This is a genomic window from Vibrio sp. 10N.237.312.B06 (assembly GCF_041464685.1).
Taxonomy (GTDB): Bacteria; Pseudomonadota; Gammaproteobacteria; order Enterobacterales; family Vibrionaceae; genus Vibrio; species Vibrio tasmaniensis_A.
This window is the reverse complement of the sequence record NZ_JBFSPI010000004.1, coordinates 1-25,152: the sequence shown is the minus strand read 5'-3', so window position 1 is coordinate 25,152 and position 25,152 is coordinate 1. Positions and strand designations below refer to the sequence as shown.

17 protein-coding genes are annotated in these 25,152 nt (G+C 43.3%); 4 read left to right on the top strand and 13 right to left on the bottom strand.

Annotated features, from left to right (window positions below):
* Positions 1 to 80 precede the first annotated feature (80 nt).
* The 7 genes from AB6C75_RS01760 to AB6C75_RS01730 form a co-directional block, all read right to left on the bottom strand.
* On the bottom strand, positions 81 to 4,922 hold the full coding sequence (locus tag AB6C75_RS01760; RefSeq protein ID WP_372106596.1) for an NAD-glutamate dehydrogenase: 4,842 nt from the start codon (positions 4,920 to 4,922) through the stop codon (positions 81 to 83).
* A gap of 228 nt (positions 4,923 to 5,150) precedes the next feature.
* Complete coding sequence (locus tag AB6C75_RS01755; RefSeq protein ID WP_004733645.1) at positions 5,151 to 5,369, bottom strand: DUF2835 domain-containing protein; 219 nt, start codon at positions 5,367 to 5,369, stop codon at positions 5,151 to 5,153.
* 221 nt (positions 5,370 to 5,590) lie between these two features.
* On the bottom strand, positions 5,591 to 8,197 hold the full coding sequence (pepN, locus tag AB6C75_RS01750; protein ID WP_372106594.1) for an aminopeptidase N: 2,607 nt from the start codon (positions 8,195 to 8,197) through the stop codon (positions 5,591 to 5,593).
* Positions 8,198 to 8,460: 263 nt separating this feature from the next.
* Complete coding sequence (locus tag AB6C75_RS01745) at positions 8,461 to 9,099, bottom strand: hypothetical protein (RefSeq protein WP_372106592.1); 639 nt, start codon at positions 9,097 to 9,099, stop codon at positions 8,461 to 8,463.
* Between the two features lie 275 nt (positions 9,100 to 9,374).
* A complete protein-coding gene (prc, locus tag AB6C75_RS01740) occupies positions 9,375 to 11,369 on the bottom strand; it encodes a carboxy terminal-processing peptidase (protein ID WP_372106590.1) in 1,995 nt (664 codons plus the stop codon).
* A 17-nt stretch (positions 11,370 to 11,386) separates the two neighbouring features.
* Complete coding sequence (gene proQ, locus AB6C75_RS01735; RefSeq protein ID WP_009846654.1) at positions 11,387 to 12,010, bottom strand: RNA chaperone ProQ; 624 nt, start codon at positions 12,008 to 12,010, stop codon at positions 11,387 to 11,389.
* Positions 12,011 to 12,107: 97 nt separating this feature from the next.
* Positions 12,108 to 12,599, bottom strand: a complete 492-nt coding sequence (locus tag AB6C75_RS01730) for a GAF domain-containing protein (RefSeq protein ID WP_009846653.1) — start codon at positions 12,597 to 12,599, stop codon at positions 12,108 to 12,110.
* An 89-nt stretch (positions 12,600 to 12,688) separates the two neighbouring features.
* On the opposite strand from AB6C75_RS01730, the gene AB6C75_RS01725 reads away from it, so the two are divergent.
* The 4 genes from AB6C75_RS01725 (at position 12,689) to rsmF (ending at position 20,102) form a co-directional block, all read left to right on the top strand.
* A complete protein-coding gene (locus AB6C75_RS01725) occupies positions 12,689 to 14,485 on the top strand; it encodes an ABC transporter ATP-binding protein (RefSeq protein WP_371995643.1) in 1,797 nt (598 codons plus the stop codon).
* Positions 14,486 to 14,563: 78 nt separating this feature from the next.
* Entirely contained in the window at positions 14,564 to 15,865 is a 1,302-nt protein-coding gene (locus AB6C75_RS01720; RefSeq protein ID WP_372106587.1) for a PqiA/YebS family transporter subunit, read from the top strand.
* Positions 15,852 to 18,509: an MlaD family protein gene (locus AB6C75_RS01715; RefSeq protein WP_372106585.1), complete on the top strand. Its 2,658-nt coding sequence runs from the start codon at positions 15,852 to 15,854 to the stop codon at positions 18,507 to 18,509. The genes AB6C75_RS01720 and AB6C75_RS01715 overlap by 14 nt, the downstream gene beginning before the upstream one ends.
* Positions 18,510 to 18,680: 171 nt before the next feature.
* Positions 18,681 to 20,102: a 16S rRNA (cytosine(1407)-C(5))-methyltransferase RsmF gene (rsmF, locus tag AB6C75_RS01710; protein ID WP_372106583.1), complete on the top strand. Its 1,422-nt coding sequence runs from the start codon at positions 18,681 to 18,683 to the stop codon at positions 20,100 to 20,102.
* A gap of 160 nt (positions 20,103 to 20,262) precedes the next feature.
* On the opposite strand, the gene AB6C75_RS01705 is transcribed toward rsmF, so the two are convergent.
* From AB6C75_RS01705 to AB6C75_RS01680, 6 genes are read right to left on the bottom strand one after another with little or no spacing between them, the layout of a single operon-like run.
* Complete coding sequence (locus AB6C75_RS01705) at positions 20,263 to 20,901, bottom strand: OmpA family protein (RefSeq protein ID WP_371695070.1); 639 nt, start codon at positions 20,899 to 20,901, stop codon at positions 20,263 to 20,265.
* A gap of 8 nt (positions 20,902 to 20,909) precedes the next feature.
* Positions 20,910 to 22,466: a TadE/TadG family type IV pilus assembly protein gene (locus tag AB6C75_RS01700; protein WP_372106685.1), complete on the bottom strand. Its 1,557-nt coding sequence runs from the start codon at positions 22,464 to 22,466 to the stop codon at positions 20,910 to 20,912.
* A 10-nt stretch (positions 22,467 to 22,476) separates the two neighbouring features.
* A complete protein-coding gene (tadF, locus tag AB6C75_RS01695) occupies positions 22,477 to 23,034 on the bottom strand; it encodes a tight adherence pilus pseudopilin TadF (RefSeq protein WP_372106683.1) in 558 nt (185 codons plus the stop codon).
* The gene (locus AB6C75_RS01690) at positions 23,024 to 23,506 is read right to left on the bottom strand and encodes a TadE/TadG family type IV pilus assembly protein (RefSeq protein ID WP_372106681.1); all 483 of its coding nucleotides are present in this window, start codon (positions 23,504 to 23,506) and stop codon (positions 23,024 to 23,026) included. The genes tadF and AB6C75_RS01690 overlap by 11 nt, the downstream gene beginning before the upstream one ends.
* The gene (locus tag AB6C75_RS01685; RefSeq protein ID WP_372106581.1) at positions 23,490 to 24,230 is read right to left on the bottom strand and encodes a tetratricopeptide repeat protein; all 741 of its coding nucleotides are present in this window, start codon (positions 24,228 to 24,230) and stop codon (positions 23,490 to 23,492) included. Before AB6C75_RS01685 ends, AB6C75_RS01690 begins: the two co-directional genes overlap by 17 nt.
* Positions 24,231 to 24,241: 11 nt before the next feature.
* Positions 24,242 to 25,084: a type II secretion system F family protein gene (locus tag AB6C75_RS01680; RefSeq protein ID WP_372106579.1), complete on the bottom strand. Its 843-nt coding sequence runs from the start codon at positions 25,082 to 25,084 to the stop codon at positions 24,242 to 24,244.
* Positions 25,085 to 25,152 lie beyond the last annotated feature (68 nt).

The window sequence follows — 25,152 nt, the reverse complement described above, 5'->3', positions numbered from 1 at the left end:
AGATCGATTGATGCCACTTTATAGAAACGAAAAAGGCAGACCTTATGGCCTGCCCTTGTGTCTTTCGTTTTATCTAATCACTAATCTGTCGACATGCAGTTTAGATTCAATAACATCAATTCACGCAGTGCTACTGAGAACTTGGCAAACTCATGAACCGAACCCACTTTGAATTCATTGAGGATACTTTCCCAACGATGTAGAGAAACAGAGTTACTTTCCATCCAATCATCAAGCGCTTTAATCACATCGATGTCTGAAGCACAACCGCAGTTAAGCACTTGGCCAGTTAGCTGACGTTGCTGCCAATCCAGATCTTCTCTGAATGCTGCACGTGCCAGCGCTTGCCAGTTGTTATCTACAGCTTGACCATTGATTTGCTTCAAGAACCAGTGCAGAGACAAACGGTCGCCAAGGTTGAAGTAAAGCTTAGACGCTTGTTGTACTGTTTTACCCGTCTCACGAGCTACTGTGGATATATCCAGTGCTGAGTACAAGCTAGACAAACGCGCAACTGAATTAGCCAACTCAGCGTTTACGCCTTGGTCAATCCATAACTGTGCCATTGCGTTATGCTCTTCTACTTCAGAAGCCACTAGGTTTTCATCCAGTTTCTCTGTGATAGTAAGAACATCACCTTGGTAAAGTTCAATCAGTGCTTTCACTGACTGTTTACCGGTACGGTTTCTTAGCAACCAACGAGCCAAACGACGAAGTGTACGGCGAACATGGTAGATCAATTCGTATTGAGCTTCAGAACTTGAAACATTGTCCAGTTCACGGATGCTCTTCAGAACTTTACCAAGACCGTAGATTTCACGTGATGCCGCGTAAGCATTGGCAATATCAACGATATTTGCGCCCGTCTCTTCTTGCAGACGAGTAACGAAGTTACAACCCATCTCGTTAACCATTTGGTTAGCCAGTGCCGTCGCAATGATTTCAGAACGTAGTGGATGATTATCCATGTGTTGAGAATAGTTACGACGTAACGCTGTTGGGAAGTATTGCATAAGTTGTTGAGCATGGAATTCATCATTAGCGATATCATCACTAACAAGATCTTCTTTAAGCACCATTTTTCCGTAAGCGACAAGGACAGAAAGCTCTGGTCTTGTTAGGCCTTGCCCCTGCTTTTCACGCTCAAGCAATGTTTCGTCATCTGGGATGTATTCCAAACCACGATCCAAGTACCCTGCTTTTTCCATTGTATGAATAAAGCGGATTTGCTCTTTGACTAAGCCAACACCTTGATGCTCAGTAACCGAAATAGACTCAGCTTGGCAATATGCGTCGTCTAATACGATTTCGCCCACTTCATCTTCCATCGATTCAAGCACTTGGTTACGTTGCTTAACGGTTAGATCACCATTAGACACCAAACCATTCAAGAAGATCTTAATGTTTACTTCATTATCTGAACAGTCAACACCGCCAACGTTATCAACGAAGTCAGTATTAACGCGGCCACCCGTAAGCGCGTATTCAATACGACCCAATTGAGTCATACCCAAGTTACCGCCTTCACCAACAACCTTAGCTTTCAGGTCACGGCCATCAATACGAAGCACGTCATTTGCACGGTCACCAACATCAGTATGAGTCTCGTTTGAAGACTTAACGTAAGTACCGATACCGCCATTCCAAAGAAGATCAACCTGCATAGACAAGATCGCTTTGATCAAATCATTCGGTGCCATTGATGCTTTCTTAGTACCTAGCATTTTCTGAATTTCAGGCGTCAGAGAGATAGACTTCGCTCGACGAGAGAAGATGCCACCACCTTGAGAGATAAGGTCTTTATTGTAATCTTCCCAGCTTGAGCGAGGTAGATTAAACAAGCGCTCACGCTCTACCCAGCTTGATGCTGATTCAGGATTCGGGTCGATGAAAATATGCATGTGGTTAAACGCAGCTTGCATACGAATATGCTTAGACAACAGCATGCCGTTACCAAATACATCGCCCGCCATATCACCTACACCGATAGCGGTAAAGTCCGTTGTTTGACAGTTGATGCCCATTTCACGGAAGTGACGTTTGACAGATTCCCAGCCACCTTTCGCCGTGATACCCATCGCTTTATGGTCGTAACCGTTAGAACCACCAGAGGCAAAGGCATCGCCTAACCAGAAATTGTATTCATCAGATACTGAGTTTGCTAGATCTGAGAACGTTGCTGTACCTTTATCGGCAGCAACAACCAAGTACGGATCATCTTCATCGTGACGAACAACACTCTTCGGTGGGATAACCTCGCCTTCAATGATGTTGTCTGATACGTCTAGTAGCGCACGGATGAAGCGCTTGTAACAACGTTGACCTTCAGCGAAGATCTCGTCTCGGCCAGACATCATGTGCTGACGCTTACAAACAAAACCACCTTTTGCACCAACCGGTACAATTACTGTGTTCTTAACTTGTTGTGCTTTAACTAGGCCTAGAATCTCAGTACGGAAATCCTCTTGACGGTCTGACCAACGTAAACCACCACGAGCGACTTTACCGCCACGTAGATGCACACCTTCAATGTCTGGTGCGTAAACGAAGATCTCAAACGCAGGAACCGGCGCTGGGATATCTGGAATCTCGCTTGGTCTCATTTTCAGAGCCAACCAAGGTTTAGACTGTTTGTTGTCGTCTAACTGATAGTAGTTAGTACGAAGCGTTGCTGTGATCATTTCCATGTAGCGACGAATGATACGATCATCATCCAAGCTTTCTACATGATCCAACTGTTCAGTGATCTTCTTGATAAGATCTTGTTGGCCTTTCGCGCTGCCCTTCAATTTAGGATCAAAACGCTTGCCGAATAAGCTCACTAACCCTTTCGCTAGATCTGGGTAATGAGACAATGTGTCTTCGATGTATTGTTGACTGAATGGGAAACCAACTTGGCGCATGTAACGAGCATATGCACGTAAGATTGAGATTTCACGGCCAGAAAGACCCGCACCCAATACCAAGCGGTTGAAACCATCGCTGTCTAACTCACCCGCCCAAATCGCAGCAAAGGCTTGTTGGAATAGATCGCGAGCTTCACGAAGATCAATCGTCTTGTCACTCTTATGCAGCATCGAGAAATCAAGGATCCAATAAGTCACCCCATTGGTCTTGCGCACTTCATAAGGTGATTCACCAATAACGCGCAGGCCAAAGTTTTCAAGCATTGGCATAACATCAGACAGGTGAATCGGCTCATCACTGTGGTAGAACAATTTCAAACGAACAGCTTTAGAGTCTGCCGCCTCTTCTTGAGGACGGTAGAAAAGCATGCCAAGTTTGTTGTCTTCACTTAGTGCTTCTAGACGCTCGATATCTGCAACAGCAGAACCAGGCATCATGTCTTCTTTGTACGAACGTGGGAATGCACGCATGTACTCTTTCGATAATGGAAGACCTTTGCTCTCACCGAAGTTAGCAACGATTGATTCAGACAGGCGGTCATCCCACGTAGACGATACTTCCATTAAATTTTGCTCAATTGTTTTCACGTCCACATCCATGTTGTTGTTATCAACACGAACAATATAGTGCGTTCTTGCCAGTGGGCTTTCAGAGAAGTATGTCGTGAATTCGACTTCTTCTTCGCAACCGAAGTATTGCTTCAAGATGCGCTGGGTTTGACGACGAAGCTCGGTGTTGTAACGATCTTTTGTTACGTAAACCATACAGCTGAAGAAACGGCCAAACGGGTCTTTGCGAACGAACAAGCGCAGAAGATCGCGATCTTGCATTTGTACAACGCCCGTACCCACTTCAAGTAGCTCTTCTTCTCGAGCTTGAAGCAGTTCATCACGCGGATAGTTTTCTAGAATATTGTGCAGTGCTTTGTAAGAGTATGAACCCTGACGGTAACCACTTGCATCTAAGATACGCTCTACTTTCTCGCGAACTAGAGGAATGCTTTCAACGGTTTGGTTATAAACAGCAGAAGTGTAAAGACCCGTAAAGCGGTGCTCACCAATGACCTTGCCGTTTTTATCAAACTTCTTAATGCCGATGTAATCATTGTAAGCTGGACGGTGAATGCGTGAAGCCGTGTTGCCCTTGGTTACGATCAATACATACGGTTTTTTCGCTTCTAAGCGTGCCGAGTCAGAAAACTCAGACAGCTTAACGTTACGTACACGATCTGAATTTGCGAACAAACCAAGGCCTTGCTCCTTGGTAGGTTGTAGTTCAGTGTCGCCATTCACAGAAACAAGGTCGTATTCCTTGTAGCCCATAAACGTAAAGTTGTGCTCACCTAACCAACGAAGGAACGCAAGCGTTTCATCAAAACGCTGACCATCGACTGGAATCGTCTCTTTTTGCTGTTCAACTTGATTTGTGACTTCTTCAAGTCTTTCTACCATTTGTAGCCAGTCATTAACCACAAGACCTGTATCGGTAAAGATATCCAACAGCTCTGTTTTAAGCGCTGTCATTTCAGCTTTGCTGCTAAGACGGTCAACCTCAATATGGAAAAGCGATTGGAATGCACCTTCATTGTTGCTGACACCAACCACACTTCCCTTCTCAGAACGGGAGATTTGTGTTGGGTTGTGAAGCATAAGGTGAGAAGAGAGATCGAGGCGAGTTAATGCCATTTTTACAGAATCAACGAGGAATGGGCTATCTGGTACCACTATCTCAACGATAGTGTGAGTCGATTGCCAGCCTTGGCGACTTACTGTCGGGTTAAAAACACGGACAGAGATTTCGTCGGCTTTCTTTTCATTGATGTGATGCCATAAGCTAACTACAGCACCGTATAAATCGGATTCGTTTCTCTGAGTTAGGTCGTCGTGAGAAACGTTACTAAACAAGTGTTGAGCAAGTTGAGTTACGAGAGGTCGATGAGCAAGGTCAAGTTTGTCTTGAATCAGTTTGTACACTTTTTCAAGTAAAACTGGAACCACAGTTTCACGTGCGGTCATAGTCACACTCCACAATTAGAATTATATTTTATTATTAGGGGGCTTACTTAAGCTGGTGTTTGAATTGAGCCGTTGAGCTCTTTTCTACTGACGAGTTAAGCAAAGGTAATGCATTCATTTATTGTAAAAGCATTATTGAGAAATAGTTAATTGTTTTGGAGATGGTAAGAGGTGAAATGTTTGATTATGTGATTAAGATTCCTTTTAACTCACTAGGCACGCCAAGGTTTACAGAGCTTCCAACTTAATAAACTTATTTTTTTGGTCAGTTGTCAGTCTAAACTGCCCTCTAACCCCTATTTGTGTAAGAAAAGGTCTGAACCGAGTTGCAGGTAGCTGTAGGCGCAATCCAGTGGTTGTTATCACTTGAACTTTACTTGCTGCACCAGAATAGCTGGCCAAAAACTGCTGATATGAGATGTTAAGTTGGAAAATATAGCGATTCATACAATACCTGTTCAAATATACAGTGCCAGTATTTTTTGGCACTTAACGATGTCTGAATGTGAACTGAGCTTGAAACTGCTCTAGCTTATCGAAAACTCGATGAACCAGAAACAAAAAAATCAGCGGCAGAGATTCTCTACCACTGATGACTTTTCGTTATTAATAAACAGGTTCTAGCAAGCCGCTTATTAGAAAATAAGTTTACGTGAATGACCGCGAACTTAAGCCTCGAGTGCTTTCGTCACTTTCTCAAACAAATCTTTCGCTAGGTTATCCATGTTCTTCAACGTCTCAAGTTCTTTCTTGATCAAAGCTTGGCGCTCTTCATCGTATTTACGGAACTTAAGCAAAGGATCAATCAGACGTGATGCAACTTGCGGGTTGCTGCTGTTCAGCTCACGCAAGATTTCGCCTGCAAACTCGTAGCCCTGACCTGACTTGTCGTGGAACTGAACCGGGTTCATGTTTAAGAAAGAACCGACCAAGTTACGAGTACGGTTCGGGTTTTTCAAACTGAACGCTTGGTGTGACATAGACGCCTTGATCACTTCAAGTGCGTTTGAACTTGGGTTTGTTCCTTGAAGAGCAAACCACTTGTCCATGACAAGACCATCGTATTTCCACTTGTCACTGTAATCTGCCATTAAAGTTTCACGACATGGTAGTTGCGCACTGTTCGCCGCGCCCATAGCAGCCATTGTATCTGTCATGTTGTTTGCTTGTTGGTACATAGCAACAACCAAGTCATTACCCTTTTCAGTATGCGCTAAGTAACTTAAACAAACTTTACGCAACGTACGCTTACCAATTGAATCATGGTCAATCGTGTATTCTGCTAATGCATTGCTGTGGTAAACCGCAGCAAGTTCATCTTCAAGCTCTTTTGCTAACGTAACTTTCATTGAATGAAGTACTGACGCAACCGCATCGATGTCGACACGCTCGTACCAACCCGACACTTCGTTATGGCTTGGTAGAGAAAGCATTTCTGCAATAAACGCAGGTTCTAACGAATCGCTGAGCAATACACCACGGAATGCATCAACCACTTCTGAAGAAAGTGCAAACTTTTGACCTTGTTGAACGTTATCTACATTGCTGCGGATGTACTTCGCTAGCAGCATTTGCCCTGCATCCCAACGAGAGAATTCATTACGAGCATTCACCATCAGGAAGATCAGCTCTTCGTCTGAATAGTTGTATTCAAGTTTCACTGGCGCAGAAAACTCACGCAGCAGAGATGGAACTGGTTGCTCGTTTACATTCTCAAACACGAACGTTTGTTCCGCCTCTTTCACATCTAATACATTATGAATAGGCTGACCGTTACATTGTAACTCAATCACTTCACCCGACGCTGTGTATAGCTCGATATCTAAAGGGATATGCAGAGCTTGCTTTTCAGTTTGCTCATGAGTTGGCGCTGTTACTTGGCGAGTCGTTAACGTGTACTCTTTTTTCTCTGCGTCGTAATGGCTTTCAACAGAAAGTGTTGGCGTACCTGATTGGCTATACCATAAACGGAACTGAGACAGATCAACGCCCGATGCATCTTCCATTGCCGCTACGAAGTCTTCACATGTTGCCGCCGTGCCATCGTGACGTTCAAAGTACAGCTTCATGCCTTTTTGGAAACCTTCCTCACCCAACAATGTGTGGATCATTCGGATCACTTCGCTGCCCTTTTCGTATACCGTTAATGTGTAGAAGTTATTCATTTCTATCACTTTTTCTGGACGAATTGGGTGAGACATTGGGCTCGCATCTTCAGCGAATTGTGGGCCGCGAATAATACGTACATTGTTGATACGGTTTACTGCGCGAGAACCAAGATCAGATGAGAACTCCTGATCACGGAACACCGTTAGACCTTCTTTCAAGCTTAACTGGAACCAATCGCGACAAGTAACTCGGTTACCGGTCCAGTTATGGAAGTATTCGTGACCGATTACTGCTTCGATACCTAGGTAGTCGGTATCTGTTGCTGTTTGGTCGTTCGCTAAAACGAACTTAGAGTTAAATACGTTCAGGCCTTTGTTTTCCATCGCACCCATATTGAAGAAATCAACGGCTACGATCATGTAGATGTCTAAGTCATACTCAAGATTGAAACGCTCTTCGTCCCACTTCATTGAGTTAATCAAAGAAACCATCGCGTGGTTTGCGCGGTCTAGATTGCCTTTGTCGACAAATATTTCTAGGTCAACATTACGACCTGATTGTGTGGTGTATGCGTCACGAAGTACATCGAAGTCACCTGCAACTAAAGCAAACAAGTACGCTGGTTTTGGATGTGGGTCTTGCCATTTCACCCAGTGACGACCGTTTTCAGCTTCGCCTTCATCTACACGGTTACCATTACTTAATAAGAATGGGTTTTCAGCTTTGTCTGCGATGACTGTTGTCGTGAATTTCGCCAACACATCTGGGCGATCCATATAGTAAGTAATGCGGCGGAAACCTTCAGCTTCACATTGGGTACAGAACGCACCACCCGATTTGTACAGGCCTTCAAGTGCGCTGTTCCCTTCAGGGTCAACTTCCGTCACGATCGCTAATGTAAAATCTTTCGGTAGATCATTCAGAGTAAGTAGAGTTTCAGACTGCTCATACTGCGTCCACTCCGTACCTTCTACCAAAACAGACACCAACTTCAAGCCTTCACCATCAAGTACTAATGTCGAGCTTTCTTTCTCCTGCTTAACACTAGAAACAGCGGTAATGATGGATGCTGAATCGTACAAATCGAAAGTAAGATCGATTTCAGAAATAGTGTGAGATGGTGATTGATAATCTTTACGATACTTGGCTTGAGGTGTATGTGCCATGACGGGTTCCTTTTGATCGTTATACGTAATTATTTTTTAACTGTATATATCTAAAGGTTGAGCGCCAATAAAACAAGGGGAATATTGAAAAAAGGAGGCATTGTAGGAAAATGCCTCCATGTTTTGCTATTTTATCAATCAAATCAGATAGGAACGCCTAATAAACAAGCAACAAACCATATTATCAACGAGTTCAATTTTAGGGCTAAAACTCGTACTTATCGAATACGATTAAGCACCGCAAACATGTCTCCTTCTTCACCTTAAAGCGTCAACACATCACTGTTTAATGTGTAACGAGTGCCGTGTTCACCGTTCTCATAAAGCAACACTAACTGGTCACCTTCGGTGTAATACACTCCGCGACGAATAACTTCACCACCTTCTTCATCTGATACTCTAAACATAAATATAAAGTCAGGCTGAAGCACTAAATCCATTTTTTGAATGTTACTGGCACGCAAATCACTTCCGGACAGTTCGGCACTTGACCATATTCCTGCCAGGGCGTTGGGCAAGGCTTTGGTGAACATAACACCGTTAAGATTCAACATATTATGATTACTGCTGTAAGCGTAAACCTGAGGCTCAGAAGTATTTAATCCCAAAATAATCGTGTCTTCATTAGCGTTATACAAACCTTCCCAATGGTCGACACTGTAGTCTTTCTTCTGAATATCAATAGAGAAAGAGTAATTTGAGTCGAGAGTCAGCTTGATTGCTCTAAAATTTTCAGTACCTTGTTCAGGATCTGGGTTCATCAAATACCAATCACCAAGCAGTAAAGGAAGGTCAAAATGAGATAGATTGCTGTCACTTTTTGATTGCTGCTCGCTTGAAGCGACCTCACTCCCAAAAGCAACAAAACTTAAACAAGATAAAAATAGTAGAATCCATTTCATACGCGCCCCCTCGTTTTCTTTAAGCTTAGGCACGTAATGAATAGAAAGCGAAAAAATTTGATCCAAGTCACTAAATTTTAAGTGCAAAGTAACTTAAATGTCATTATTCGACACAAAACAGAGCTAAATAACCCTGAACATTGAGTGTTCTTTGCGACAGTCTCAACGGTTACAATCAGGTATTCCTGTCAAATCATAGACACAAAAAAAGCGAGCCTAGGCTCGCTTTTTAAATTGTGCATCTTTAAACAATCACCTTTTAACAGGTATTTGCTCTATTTCTTGATCATATCCAGCATGATAGCAACAGATTCATCAAGATAAGCATCCGGGGCTTCGTAGTCTTTAGGGATATCATCCAACGTTTTAAATACCTCTAACTTAGCCGCTTTTTGACGTTGATTGATACGCTCTAGACGAAGCACATCCCCATCATCACTCTCTTGTTGACGTACTTTTTCGTTCAAAGAAAGGTCGTTATCATCTTTATCAGCCTTATATTTTTCAATATCTTGCGCGATAAAGCCAAACTCCATGTCTGTCGCAATACGAGCTTGGTGTTGAGCGGTTAAAGCAGCAACTTGCTCATCGTTACGCTGTAACACTGAATAGTTAGCTTTATCTATGCTATCCCAAGGCAGAGCATTATCTTCAACACTTTCACCAGTATCTGCTGGATCAATTGCCGTTGGGTAAGCAATATCAGGCACTACACCTTTGTTTTGCGTACTTCCGCCATTGATTCGGTAGAATTTCTGGATGGTGTATTGAACGTAGCCTAACTCTTTATCGAACAAATCATAAATATGATTCAAAGAGCGGTGTTGTTGCACCGTTCCTTTACCGAAAGAGTTTTCACCAAGGATGATTGCACGACCATAATCTTGCATCGCTGCTGCAAAGATTTCAGATGCTGAAGCACTGTAGCGATTCACCAATACCGTTAATGGACCTTGGTAACTAATTTCGCCATCAGTATCACTGTTCACTTTTACACGACCGTAGCTATCACGAACTTGAACAACGGGCCCCTCTTTGATAAACAAACCAGAGAGTTCGGTTGCTTCCGTTAGTGCACCACCACCGTTGTTTCGCAGATCAACAATGATACCTTCGACACCTTGCTCTTTAAGTTCGGTGATCAGTTTATCAGTATCTTTAGAAAGGCCAACATAGAAGCTTGGTACTTCGAGTACGCCAATCTTCTTGCCATCTTTCTCGATAACTTCTGATTTAACAGCGCGGTCTTCTAAGCGAATCTTATCGCGTACAATTGTGACAACGTGACTTTTTGCATCTTTACCATCTGGCAAGATCTGTAGCTTAACTTTAGTCCCTTTAGGTCCTTTAATTAATTGCACTACATCGTCTAAACGCCAGCCGATAACATCAACAATATCTTCGCCATCTTGACCAACACCAACAATACGATCACCATCGCTCAATTGTTTGCTATTGGACGCAGGGCCTCCAGCAACGAGAGATCGGATAACGGTGTAGTCGTCTGTCATTTGAAGTACAGCACCAATGCCTTCTAGAGATAGATTCATCTCAGACTGGAATTGCTCTGCATTTCTTGGAGAAAGGTAACTGGTATGAGGGTCAACTTCTCGCGCGAATGCGTTCATGTAGATCTGGAAAGCATCTTCGTTGTGCGATTGCGTAATACGCTTCATCGCATTGTTGTAACGCTTTTCCAAAACTTCTTGAATCTCTGGCCACTCTTTACCTGTAAGTTTTAGATTCAACGCGTCGTATTTAACGCGCTTCCTCCAAAGCTCATTTACTTCAGCGATATCTTTTGGCCATTCCGCTTCGCTACGATTGAGCTCAATACTTTCATCAGTATCAAACTTAATCTCAGTATCTAGTAAAGACAGCGCATATTGGAAACGTTCAAAACGCTTCTGCATGGACAAATTATAAACATCGAAGGCTATTTGGTTATTACCGGCTTTCAGTTGATCATCAATTTTTTTAGATGAAGTAGCGAAAGAATCAATATCAGCTTGAGTGAAGATATTACGGTTATAATCCAACATCTCTAAATAACGATTAAAGATAGCTTGGGAGAAATCATCGTTGAGATTGAAGTGTTTATAGTGGGAACGAGTAAATCGAGAAGTAACACGTTTACTAGCAGTTTCGTGTTGAACCTCAGGAGCGAGTAGAGGTAAATCGTCCTGATTTAATTTGGCTTCAAGAGCCTGAGCTGAAGCTGCTAGCAAAAAGCTAGCAGCAATCAGTGTCAATTTTGAACGGCATTTCATGCGTAGGAGTATCTCCTTTAAGCGCGCAAGTGCTCCGCTTTAACAACCATTTGTAGGCCGTTTGCTAACTGAACACGCACATCTTCCTTATTGATTTCAACAATGGTCGCAGCCATGTTTCCTGTACCCATGTTCACATTTACTTCTTTACCAGTGATAAATTCATCGGCGTTCAAAGCGCGTGTTTCTACAGGCTTTTCTACTTTCGGTGCTTTAGGCGCTTGACGACGAGGCTGTTGAGCTTTCTTCGCTTTAGCTTTCGCTTTGCCTTCGTCACGAGCTTTCTGTGCTTGTTCTTTACGACGAGCCTGAACTTTCGCTTTGCTTTCTGCAAGTGTCGCTTTAGCGTGCTCAACGTGCTCTTCTTCTAGTGTGCCACATACGTTGCCGTCTAGGTCAACACGTTCTGCGCCAGCTTTTACGCCGTGCAGGTAACGCCATGATGATGTGTACTGTCTTAACGCTGCACGAAGCTGAGTCTTACTTACTTTTTCGTCTTCATTTAGACGTTCAGCAAGATCTTGAAAAATACCAATTTTAAGTGGTTTCGCTTCACCTTCTAGAGTAAAGCATTTAGGGAAACATTCAGCAACATATGCGATAACTTCTTTGCTGTTTTTTAACTTTTCAGTGTTTTCCATGTGGGTTCCTGGTTTTTGCGGTTTTCCGCGAGCATTAAGAAAATATTTTTACGTATTATAGAGAGATGCTTGGGAAAAACCACAGTAAGAGAATAATTTATGCCTTGTTCGCGTGCGAATTAAGCAGCTTTTCCACTTCTGCCATGAAAAATGTTAATCCGTCCTCGTCAATTTGAGAAAAACGACCAACATTTGGGCTATCGATATCAAGAACGCCCGCAATTTTCCCGTCAATCGAAAATGGTATAACGATTTCTGAGTTACTTGCAGCGTCACAAGCGATGTGTCCTTCGAATTCATGAACATCATGAATGCGCTGAACTGTATTCGTCGCGACCGCAGTTCCACACACACCACGCCCTACCGGAATTCGAACACAAGCTGGTTGACCTTGGAATGGGCCAAGCACAAGTTCGTCTTTTTCCTTAGATTGGTCCTGCTTCATTAAATAGAAGCCTGCCCAATTTAATTCATCCAACTCCATGAATAATAATGAGCTGATATTAGCTAGATTAGCAGTTAGATCGGGTTCTGATTCAATTAATGCAACGGCTTGTTTGGTTAAGCGTTGGTAATGTTCTATTTTCATATTAACTTCCAATTAAATTGAGACTTCCATTATCAAGAGAACGCAGTAAAATGCGGCCATCAAACTAAATAGGACTTATTCTCATTACAATGACCAATTCAGAAGACACTATTAGCCGTTCTTGGTTAATAACTCAAGTAAAAAAACACAAGTCCAAATTACTGTTTGCTAACATTATTGCCATACTTGCAACTCTCATTAGTGTCCCTATCCCGTTGCTCATGCCATTAATGGTTGATGAAGTATTACTTGATAAGCCGGCTTCTGGCTTAGAGATGATGAACCATCTACTTCCAACATCGTTGCAGACACCAACTGGCTATATTGCACTGACTTTGCTGTTAGTCATAATCATGCGTACTGTTAGCCAAGCGTTGAACATTCTACAAGGGCGTCAATTCACGCTTGTCTCAAAAACAATTACCTATCAAATGCGCAGTAAGATGATAGATAAGCTTGGCCGCATTAGTATTAGACAATACGAGACCAAAGGCAGTGGCGGTATTAATGCTCACCTGATAACAGACATAGAGACAATAGATAAGTTCATTGGTTCGACTCTATCTAAGTTCATAATTAGCTTCTTAACCGTTTTCGGTACCGCTATCGTGTTGCTATGGTTAGAGTGGCGTTTAGGACTGTTCATTTTACTGGTCAATCCTGTTGTGATTTATTTCTCCCGTAAACTAGGTAGCAGAGTTAAACACCTTAAAAAGTATGAGAACCAATCTTTCGAGCGCTTTCAAAACCGTTTAGTGGAAACCTTAGACGGTATTTACCAACTGCGTGCGGCAAACAAGGAACGTATCTTTCTCGATGAACTTAAGGTTCAAGCAAACCAAGTGAGAGTCGATGCAGACAAATACGCTTGGCAATCAGAAGCTGCAGGCCGTGTTTCGTTTCTGCTGTTCTTATTAGGTTTCGAGCTTTTCCGTGCCGTCGCGATGCTAATGGTGTTATTCAGCGACTTAACGATTGGTCAGATTTTCGCGGTATTTGGTTACTTGTGGTTCATGTTAGGCCCGGTTCAAGAGCTGCTAGGGATTCAATTCTCTTGGTATAGCGCAAAAGCAGCACTTCAGCGCATCAACGACCTTCTTCAGTTAGAAGAAGAGAAGCGCCCTGTCAGTAAAGTGAACCCATTTAATGAAGATCAAGAAGTGACAGTCGACATTGAAGACGTTACATTCTCTTACACATTAGAAAACACTGTTTTAAATAGGCTATCGCTGCACATTCCTGCAGGTAAGAAAGTCGCTTTGGTGGGTGCGAGTGGTGGTGGTAAATCTACGTTAATCCAGTTACTGATTGGTGTTTATCAAGCGGATTCTGGATGCATTCGTTATAACGGCGAAACCACCGACGACATCAGCTTCGATGTAATACGCAGTCAAATTGCCGTTGTTTTACAACAACCTATACTTTTTAACGATACATTAAGGCATAATCTGACGCTTGGTGCTGAATACGATGAAATGTCGTTGTGGCGTGCACTTGAAGTCTCTCAAATGCAAGATGTCATCAAGCAACTGAGTAATGGCTTAGATACACAAATTGGTAGGAATGGCGTTCGACTGTCTGGCGGGCAACGACAACGCTTAGCGATAGCCCGAATGGTGCTGAGCAATCCTAAGTTTGTTATTCTAGATGAAGCGACATCAGCACTCGATACAGCAACAGAGTCAGCACTGCATAAAGCGCTGAGCGAGTTTTTGAAAGATCGCACAACTTTGATAGTGGCTCATCGATTATCAGCGGTGAAACAGGCCGATCTAATCTATGTTTTAGAAGATGGGCAAGTTACACAGACAGGAACACATGGTGAATTGGTTGAACAACAAGGATTATATCAAACACTCTATGGCAGTGTGCAATCGCACGCCTGATGTTTATTGTTCTAGAGACTTAAATCAGTGTTGTTCTAGGCATTTAAATCAGGTTAAAAGCCTGATTAGTGTTTCAATTTGGGAGGTCGCGTGACCTCTCCATCCTTAACCAACCCTTTATCAACTAAGCAGCAGTTATCGACTCAGCACCAGTGCGATAGCAGCTCTGTACGTCTTTGTCAGGGCTGCGAACTTCCCGTTGATAAAATGGACATACCTTTGGGGAAATCCGCTTACTGCCCAAGATGCGGTACTCAGCTTTATAGAGGTGGCACCCCTAGCCTGTCTGGAAACCTTGCAATCGCTATTACCTGCTTATTGCTGTTCATCCCCTCACACTTTTTTGAATTCATCAGTATTCGCCTGATTGGTGTCATGATACCTGCGACGTTACCATCTGGCGTATTTACTTTAATGGGTGAAGGCTTCCCTCTACTTTGCTTGTTGATCTTATTCTGCAGTTCGATCGCCCCGTTACTTGTTTGTACCTCGGTACTCATCACCCATTTATCATTGCGCTTTAAGATTTTCACACCATTTCGTTATGCATTAGCTATCATTCAGACACTTAAGCACTGGATGATGTTGGATGTGTTTCTGGTGAGCGTGGCAATCTCGTGCTTCAAATTACAAGATTACTCAGATATTTTCGTCGGCCCTGGTTTAGTTGGTCTGATTCTACTGCAACTTTTCAGTGTGTTACTGGTAAGCCGAATCAGTGTGCGCCGCTACTGGGAAGCTTGGGCTAAAGAGTCTGACTACTCTTTCGATCAAAGTAAGAACGTACACTGTCATAACTGTCACCTGTCTCAGCCTGATGGGCACACTTGCGTGCGTTGTCACCATGACTTATATCATCGCAAACCCTACTCTGTACAAAAGACATGGGCTCTACTTTTTGCCGCCTCAGTGGCTATCGTGCCGGCCAACGTCATTCCAATTTCTATCGTGATAACAAACGGGCAAAGACTAGAAGACACCATCATCTCCGGTGTCGCTTCGCTAATTAATAGCGACATGTATGGCATCGCAGCAATCATTTTTATTGCCAGTATCGTCGTGCCTGTCGCGAAAATACTTGGTCTAACGTATATCTTAATTTGTATCAAAATGAAGCGTGCGGTTTACCATAGACAACGTATGACCATCTATTTCATTGTGAAATGGGTGGGAAAGTGGTCGGTAATGGATCTGTTCGTTATTTCGATCATGATGACCTTGGTCGACCGTGGACAAATTTTAAACTTTACACCAGGTTATGGTGCAGTCGCTTTTGGCGTCGTGGTTGTTCTCACGATGCTGGCGGCGGAAAGCTTAGATCCTAGGCTAATTTGGGATAACTACACCTCTAAAGATGAGTCAGTGAATGAACAACGATAACCAATCACAAACGTCATATTCACCAGAAGTCAGGAAAAACAAAGGTATTTCCCCTTTGTGGATCCTGCCGATACTAACCGTCGCATTAGCGGGTTGGTTGGTCATGAAATCGATACACGATGCAGGACAACGTGTGCAGATATATTTCTCAGATGCCGCAGGTTTAGTCGCAGGTCGAACGACAATTCGCTACCAAGGCTTAGAGGTGGGTATGGTGCGCGACATTACCTTGTCCAAAGATTTATCGAGCATCTATGTCGATGCTGACATCTACCCAGAAGCGAAAAAGCTACTCTCAAAAGGCACGCGTTTCTGGCTCGTAAAACCAACGGCAAGTTTATCTGGTATCTCAGGGTTAGATGCGCTTGTTTCAGGTAACTATATCGCTATCCATCCTAGCGAAACCAAGCAAGAACCAGAAACCGTTTTCCAAGCCTTAGAATCATCCCCTCCTGACTTATTGGCTTCGGAAGGCCTGAATATTTCATTGACGACCAAAGACCTGGGGGGGGTATCTGTTGGCTCTCAAATCGTTTATCGTAAAATTCCAATTGGTGAAGTTTACAACTACCAGCTACATGACAACGCAAAATCCGTGACGATTCAAGCGGCGATTAAAGATGAATACAGCCATATCATTACCGACCAAAGCCGTTTTTGGAATGTCAGTGGCTTAGGTGCCAGTATCGGATTTTCTGGTGTCGACGTACGCTTAGAAAGCCTCAGTGCTCTGCTTGGCGGTTCAATTGCGGTCGACTCTCCGGGAGAAGGTCAGCCTGTCGAGATGAACACCAAATTCAAACTTTACCCAGATTTGAAAACAGCCGGTCGTGGTATCTCGATCAAGATAGCCGTACCCGACGACAACAAGATCAGTGCAACGGGCGCTCCGATCATGTATCGAGGCATCGAAATCGGTCAAATCACTGACCTATCTTTAAGCGAAGGGCGTGAAAACGTCGTTGCATCGGCTGCAATCCAACCGGCATTCAGTGACTTTTTAAATAGCGGCAGTCAATTCGTTTTAGAAGAGGCTGAACTATCACTTACTGGCATGAAAAACATTGCCAACTTAGTCACGGGCAACTTTCTAACCTTGGTTCCAGGCGAAGGTGAAAAAGCGCGTCGATTTACTGCGATTCGCAAAAATGAGTTCAGTCAGGAACAAGAAAAATCCGTTGCGATTCGCTTAACGTCGAACAATTCATTCGGGTTAGATGTCGGTACACAGCTACTCTACAAAGGCATTGCTGTTGGATCTATCATCCAAGTAGGTTTAGTCGATGGTGTGGGTACTGGCTCTGATAAGTACGAAGTGTTTATGGATGCACTTATCGATAACGAATATGCTCACCTAATCAAAAGCCATAACCGTTTCTTTGTGACAGGCAGTGCAACTGCAGAGCTAACCGAATCAGGCTTGAGTGTTACGGTCCCACCAGCAAAACAACTTCTTACTGGCTCAATTAGCTTTGTTAGCGAAGGTCAGTCGAAAGCACGAACTGACTATCAGCTTTTCCAAAGCAAATCGTTAGCAGAAATCGCCAAGTTTAATCAGTCTGGCTCAAAGACGCTTTCGTTGTTTGCGAGCGAGCTACCTTCAATTTCTAAAGGAAGCCCACTACTCTACCGCAACCTACAAGTGGGTAGCATTTCTGATTTTCAGCTTGTCGATGGTGGCGTGAGAATCAAAGTCACGATCGAAAATCGTTACACACACTTACTCAATGAACATACTGTTTTCTGGAACCGCTCAGGCGTTGAGATTGATGCGTCGCTATCGGGTATCAGTATTAAAGCAGCCCCCGTTAAAACGCTTATTCAAGGCGGTATTGCTTTTGACTCTCTTCCGGGAATAGACAACAAACTCGGTGATGTGTGGAAACTTTATAAAGATTCGAAATCTGCGCGAAAATTTGGTCGTGCGATTACGATTACCTCTTCAGGCGATCAAGAAGTCAGCAAAGGCATGGCGATCAAATATCAAGGCGTCACCGTCGGTGAGGTTACCTTGGTGATTCCTAACTTCAATAAAGGCGGTATTGAAATTACTGCGCGTATTTTACCTGAGTACGTAGACAAGATTGCCGTTGCGAAGAGTCACTTCTGGTTAGCAGAACCTGAAATCGGCCTTAATGGCATCAAAAACGTCTCTGCACTGCTCTCTAAGCACATCAACGTAGACCCGGGCAATGGTGAAAGAAATACGAAATTTAAGCTTAGCAAGGGGCCAGTACAGCCTGAAGGCAAGATATTCCAGCTACAAAGCGAAACGCGAGGCTCGATATCTGAAGGCACACCTATCCTATTCCGTGAGCTAGAAATCGGCAGTGTTATTGATGTTCAGTTAGGCGAGTTTGCTGACCGCATCATCTCTACCATTCAAATAGAGCCTGATTACGCATATCTAATCCGCGCAAACACTGTGTTCTGGAACGTGTCGGGCGTCGATGTCTCTATCGGTCTCTCTGGTGCAAACATCAAAGCTGGAACGGTAGACAGCTTGTTAAGAGGTGGTATTACATTCTCAACGCCACCGACCAATGAGCTTCAGCCAGTGGCAAACGAAGATCAGTCTTTCTATCTCTATCCTAAAGCCGAAGATGAGTGGAAATCATGGAGAACCGCAATTCCTCGCCCATAGAGTGAACCCTCAGAAGCTCCATGCAAATTAATACCGCTTAACAAAGAATAATTCATCATCAAAAATGCAGCCATTCGGCTGCATTTTTGTTGTTTGCTATAAATATGGTTTAGGACGGCCTCATTTTGCTTTAAACTCCCCCGCATTAATGCAATAAATCGAGACACTCTTTTGCACGCTAACGTATATATTCCTCAAGAATTCCTAACGCACATCGAATCAATCATGCCTAGTCATCTAGATATGGCTTCTTTTGTCGCGTCATGCCAAAAACCACTTCGTAAAAGTATTCGAGTCAACACATTGAAAATCAGTGTTGAGGACTTCTTAGTACGAGCAAAAGAGAAAGGCTGGGAACTGGAACCTGTACCTTGGTGCGAAACGGGGTTTTGGATTACAGCTGATGAAAGTGAAGCGCCACTAGGTAATACGGCAGAACACATGTCTGGCCTTTTCTATATCCAAGAAGCCAGTTCTATGATGCCACCGTCGGCACTTTTCCAAGGTGAGGCAGACTACCAAGTCGTATTAGACACTGCTGCTGCACCCGGTTCTAAAACAACGCAAATCGCGGCGCTAATGAATAATCGCGGCGTATTGGTTGCCAATGAATACGCAGCAAGCCGCGTGAAAGTTCTTCATGCCAACATCGAACGTTGTGGCGTTCGTAATGCCGCACTCAGTAACTTTGACGGTCGAGTTTTCGGTGGGTGGTTACCAGAACAGTTTGATGCTGTGCTGCTAGACGCGCCCTGCTCTGGTGAAGGTACGATTCGCAAAGACGCTGATGCGATGAAGAACTGGACGTATCAATCTGTAGTCGATATTGCTGACACTCAAAAAGATCTGATCGAAAGTGCTTTTCATGCTCTCAAACCTAACGGCGTGCTGGTTTACTCAACCTGTACGTTAAGCACGGAAGAGAACCAACAAGTGTGTCACCATCTAAAAGAGACCTTTGGTGATGCGGTAGTGTTCGAATCTCTTGAATCACTATTCGACAATGCTAAAGCAACCACGACAGAAGAGGGCTTTCTACACATTTTCCCACAAGTGTATGATTCAGAAGGTTTCTTCGTTGCACGCATCCGTAAACTAGCGTCTGTGACACCACCAGAAGTGAAAAAACGTCTGGGCAAATTCCCATTTGAAAAAGCGTCAAAGAAAGCTCAACAAGAAGTCGCTGAACAACTGCTGGGCGCACTCGATATCGAACTACCAAGTGATACTCAAGTTTGGATTCGTGACAAAGACGTTTGGCTATTCCCGGAAGCGCTAGAACCTATGATCGGTGAGTTCCGTTTCTCTCGCATGGGCATCAAGATCGCTGAAACCCATAAAAAAGGTTACCGCTGGCAGCACCAAGTCGCGACAACGCTCGCAACAGGCAATGAAGCCAACATTGTAGACCTTAGCATTGAAGATGCTCGTGAATGGTTCATGGGACGCGATGTTCGCCCTGAAGGCTTGTCAGGCAAAGGTGAAGTACTAGTGAAGTACAATGGTGCAATCATCGGCCTTGGTAAGTGGGTTGGCAATCGAGTGAAGAACGGTTTACCACGCGAACTCGTGCGCGATAAGAACCTATTCTAAATAGCTTTCGTGCTTAACGGCTTAACGGCTTAACGGCTTAAAGAATCGCACAAACAAAAAGCCCAAACAATGTTAATTGTTTGGGCTTTTTGTTGCTTGAAATAATAACCGGAATCTAGTTTTCTCAACTGATAGGTTCGCAGTGCTAAACACTCTATATTTAATTTTCTAATTCGACACTATCGTCCTTAGAAACCCAAATTTCCGAGCGTCGATTCTTAGCTCTACCCTCTGGAGTTGTATTAGAGGCTATAGGTTTACTTTCACCAAATGAGCGAATAACAAGGCGATTTTTCTCGACACCATCCGAAATTAAACCATCTGACGTCGCCAGTGCTCTTTGAAGCCCCAATGCTTGGTTATAACCTTCTGCGCCTGTGCTGTCAGTGTGTCCACCCACCGTAATTAAACTGCCGTTACTCTTTAACTCAGCGGCTAGCTGACTCAATGATTTGCTCCCCATCGGCGTTAAGTTGTGTTGGTCAAAACCAAAATGAAGACTTGCTAGCAATCCGTGACGTTCTTGGTTGCTGATCCAAGTCCTACATTCAGATTGATTCAGACCTAGATTATACTGACCTGCTAATGCTTGTTTGAGTTCGCGGTTATCAGACTTCTGTTCTATTTGTAATAAGCCCTGTCTATGCTGCGCGATACCAACGACATCGTTCACCGTGACACTATGTTTATATTCACTGAACGCAGTATCGCAATAGACACTGATGCCTTCTTCCGCATTGGCGATCAGGCTAAATTGCAATGTCGATATGACGATTGAACCAATCATTAACTTTTTCATATTTTCCTCTAGTACAACTTAGTTATTCCGCTTGTTTTTGAGCCTTTACGGATGAGTTCTTCTATCTTTTTAATCAATTCATCTAGGTTAGATACATCGATGATGTCTTGCTTTGGATTGACAACACAGTCTTGAAAACCACTTTGTTGAGATGCTTTAAAATCGATACCAATAACTCCTATGTATAGGCCTGGTATTTCATTTCTTGCTTTGTTACACATGCCTTTCTTGACTAGCCCTTTGAGAATACCGTTATTAGGGCTTTCCTGCCCATCACTTAGAATCAACAGCATCTTAATTTTCCTGTTATAGACTTGCTGTTCTTCTTGATTCGAACTGTTCGGGTCACCGTCATGAAGAATCTGAGCGCCTCTCAATATGCCTTGAAAAGCCGCAGTGCCTCCGGCTGCCCACATCGATTTAATCGGGTCTAACTCTGAAAGCTTGTTCGATAATCGAATGTTAGAAAACTGCGACGACTTTGAAGATCCATGCGCGTTAAATAGATCTGTTCTACTCACACGATAGAAATTGGACTTTAATCCCGATTTATCATTAAACATAGTCGACACTGATGTCGGTAAATCAACGTATTTGTATACGTCGGCAACACGATAGTTATCTAAATCAATGACATCCTTTATACGCTTGGCGTACTTTCGATTATCTGTTTTTGGTCTTGGACAACTTGACTTGTCATCAGTACAATCAAGTACATCATCTTCCGAATACGTACTCCAATAATCCCAATCAACATCGTTGTAGGAATAAGGTGATACGTGCGTTCTATAGTTGTCTTTGTAGCTCAACTGACTTGTCGCCCGTGCTTTATTTCCCGAGACGATCTCCCTCGTTCGAACGTTAAAAGGCACAAAACCAACTCGATTAAGCAGCTTGTCTCCGGTTGTATCTTCTCCAGGCTCATCACAAACGTTTTTCAGCTCTCCATTTATACGCACTCGCTTAATCGATGTGCAAAGGATTTTGTTTGATATTCCATCGATGGCCGTTTTCAAATCGTCTATTTTCTTATTACGATTTGAGCCCCACTTTTCATTCATCGAACCAGAAAAATCTGAGACAAAAACAATATCGATGTTGTTATCCCCAAGGTAGACTGGGTACTTTCGAGCTAACGAACGCCCCGCCAAATCTTGTTGCTGGTTAAATGAAGGGATAAAGCTGCTTGCGAACCAAGAGTCGTGTGTGGTCCTAGCATTCACTGTGTATTGGATATATTCAAGAACCCCTGCCGCCTCGTTTTCAAGCTGATGAACTCGCTTTGTGGAGAGGTTAGTTGATTTAATGTCGCGTACATAGTTTTCAACATATTTGGTCGCTAACCCGCGAGCCAGATCCGGTTGATCTTCAATGGTTACCGCTATGGCGGCAGCCTCTGCAGAGTCTCTCAATCGACTGGTCTCTTGTACATAACGTGTGCCTTCAACCGCCCAAAAGGTCATTCCCATAATTGGGACAAGCAATAAGCCCATCCAAACCGCTGCAACACCCTGTTGTCGTTGGAGACTGATATGCTGGCGATTAATATGACGTTCGTGCTGCATTTTCATTTCATTATCTCCCAGGCATTATTGACGAAGAGCCAATCTTAACCGTAGTACTTGTGCCACCATTGAAGAAGGGTTTAAACCATGAACTTTGCTCTTCACAAAGACTGATTCGGTACAGTGGATACACAACCCCCTTCTCTATCGGCGCTAGATCTGCATGGGCAATAATCGAATCTGTTTGGCAATTTAAATTTCTATATTTGCTGGACGAAAACTCAGTGACGTTAGCTTTATTAGTCAACGACTCTATCTTGATTGCTACACTGTCTACTGGTGTATTAAGCATTCTGCTTGCTACTTTCGTCATCTCTAATAACTCGCTGTTGGTCACGGCTAAGTTTTTTCCTGCCAACACATCGGCTTCAAAATAACGAGTACGCTCTTTGATGACATTGACCAAAGCAAAACTGGATCGATCCAAGTTGGCACGTACGAGTAACTGATGACTCAAGTCCGCCCCAAACAGATAAACGCCCCACAGAGCGACAAGAACGAAAACTAACTCAATGGTGTATGAGCCTTTTTGGCTTTTTATAGAAAACACACGTTGCTTAAGGAGCATCATCTTTCCACCCCTCATGTTCCAAATTCAAAACCATGGTTCGTGAAATATTCCTGTCAGCAGCGCCAATCAATTTAATCACCGGAGTGTAGCGGTAAGTCACGGTGATTTCGGCTAAATTATAATTGAAATTTAACATTTGGTCAGAATGCCCCTTGTTCGCGATAAAATCGTCGTAGGTTTTGAAGTACTGACCAGCGATAGAAAATCGTGAGCTATCTATTAAGAAACTCCATAAATTATCTTCGTTTTCAATTAACAACCTGAATTTTTTCTCGTACTGCTCGTTGATCCCTTTGCCTTCATATATTTTGGTATTCCTGATGGTTTCTCTCAGCGAATACTCGGTCATGTTCACGACGTAGATTTGGTAACTCGACTCGAAAATCGCAAAGGTTGCGAAAAACAGAACGAGCGCACCCAGCACAAATTCAATTGCCGTTGCTCCTTTTTGATTATAAAGACGCTTCATCATTAACTCCTAGTTGAGTTAATTCATCGGTAATGCTCTGAATTTCCTCCGTTGAGAAATCGCCTTTAAGTAACTTTTTGGCCGAGTCTATTTGCTGGGTTTTCAACAATGCGATCGCTAGATTTGCTTTTACGATCTTATTTGCTGGGTCTTCTTTTAAAATAGGAGCTAACGTTTCGATCGCCTGTTGATACTGACCATTGGCCAGTTGAATCATCGCAATGTTGTTCTTAACAACGACATCGTCATAACCGCGTAAACGAGCTCGATTTAGCTCTTGGTAAGCTTCATCATATTTTCCCATTTTGGTGTATGACACGCCGAGCAAAACGTGAATTTGGCCTGTTTTGTTTCCTGCATCGATAGAAGCTATATAGGCAGAAATAGCACTTTTAACGTCGTTTTTTGCATCGAACACTTGTCCTTCTAACTGATACAAGTTGGAATTTGTAACTCCCTCTTTTTGTAAATGTTGAACATAGAAGTCTGCCGACTCCATATCCCCTTTATAAAAATATGCCCAAGCCAGTTTCTCTTTTACCTTTGCGTCTTCCGAGCCCTGTTCTAACTTAGATTTGTAATATTGAATAAGACCGTCATAGTTGTTCACTTTTTCCATACTAGTGACGTCGGCAAGCTGCAAGGCTTGTTGTGACGGTGCCGATTGACAACCAGCTAGTACGCTCAGCACTAACAAAATGAGGAAAGCACGTTTTTCAATCACTCGTAGTTACCCTAGATGCTTAATGTCATTTGCATGATACTCGGCGCGAGAATCAAGATAACAATCGGAAACATAATGAGGAGTATCAAAGGTACACTCATCTTCGCTGAAAGCTTACCTACCTTTTCCTCAACCGTAAGAATTTGAATTTTTCGCATATCTTCAGCAAGATCACTTAACACTTGAGCCACGGATGTGCCGTATTGCAAGTTTTGGATGATAGTCAGTACAAAGCTTCTTACAGGAGGGGTCGGGATGCGTTCACTCAGGTCATTGAGTGCCTTTTCCAATCCGTGTATTTTCGCAGAATCGGAAGTGCGCTTGATTTGGTAACAAAGATCTGAATCAAATTCAGCAAGTTCTTTGCCCAGATAAACTAGCGCGGCCTCGATCGTCATACCGGTTTGAACGCATACCGACATCATATCTAGCAAATACGGCAGTTGGGCAGAAGTTCTGCTGATCAACATTTTACGTCGCATTTGCAGCACGGTATCTGGAACGACAATAACGCCAATCAACGACAAAACAACCACGATAAGTTTGTTTGTTGATGTCATATCTCCCAATAGCACAAATCCAGAAACCAACCCTAATACCGCCAACTTGGCAGGTAAATAGAACTTTGCCCACTCAGTGTTGTAGTAACCTGCCTCTATCATTTTTTGCTCTAGTTCGTGGCGATATTCTTTACCAAAGCGAACGAACAAACGGTAAACGCGAGAAGGCTCACGCGCAGAGCTATCTCCAATATAGATCGCCACCTTCTTGTGTCGTTGATCTTTACGAATTGAATCGATGATCAAAAAGAGTATTGCGAAACACAACACAATAAGAGAACTTAATAACATCATGCTCGTACCCCTCTGACTAGGGCGTGTTGATCTTTGCTGTACATTTCGCGTTCAACAATACATCGGTA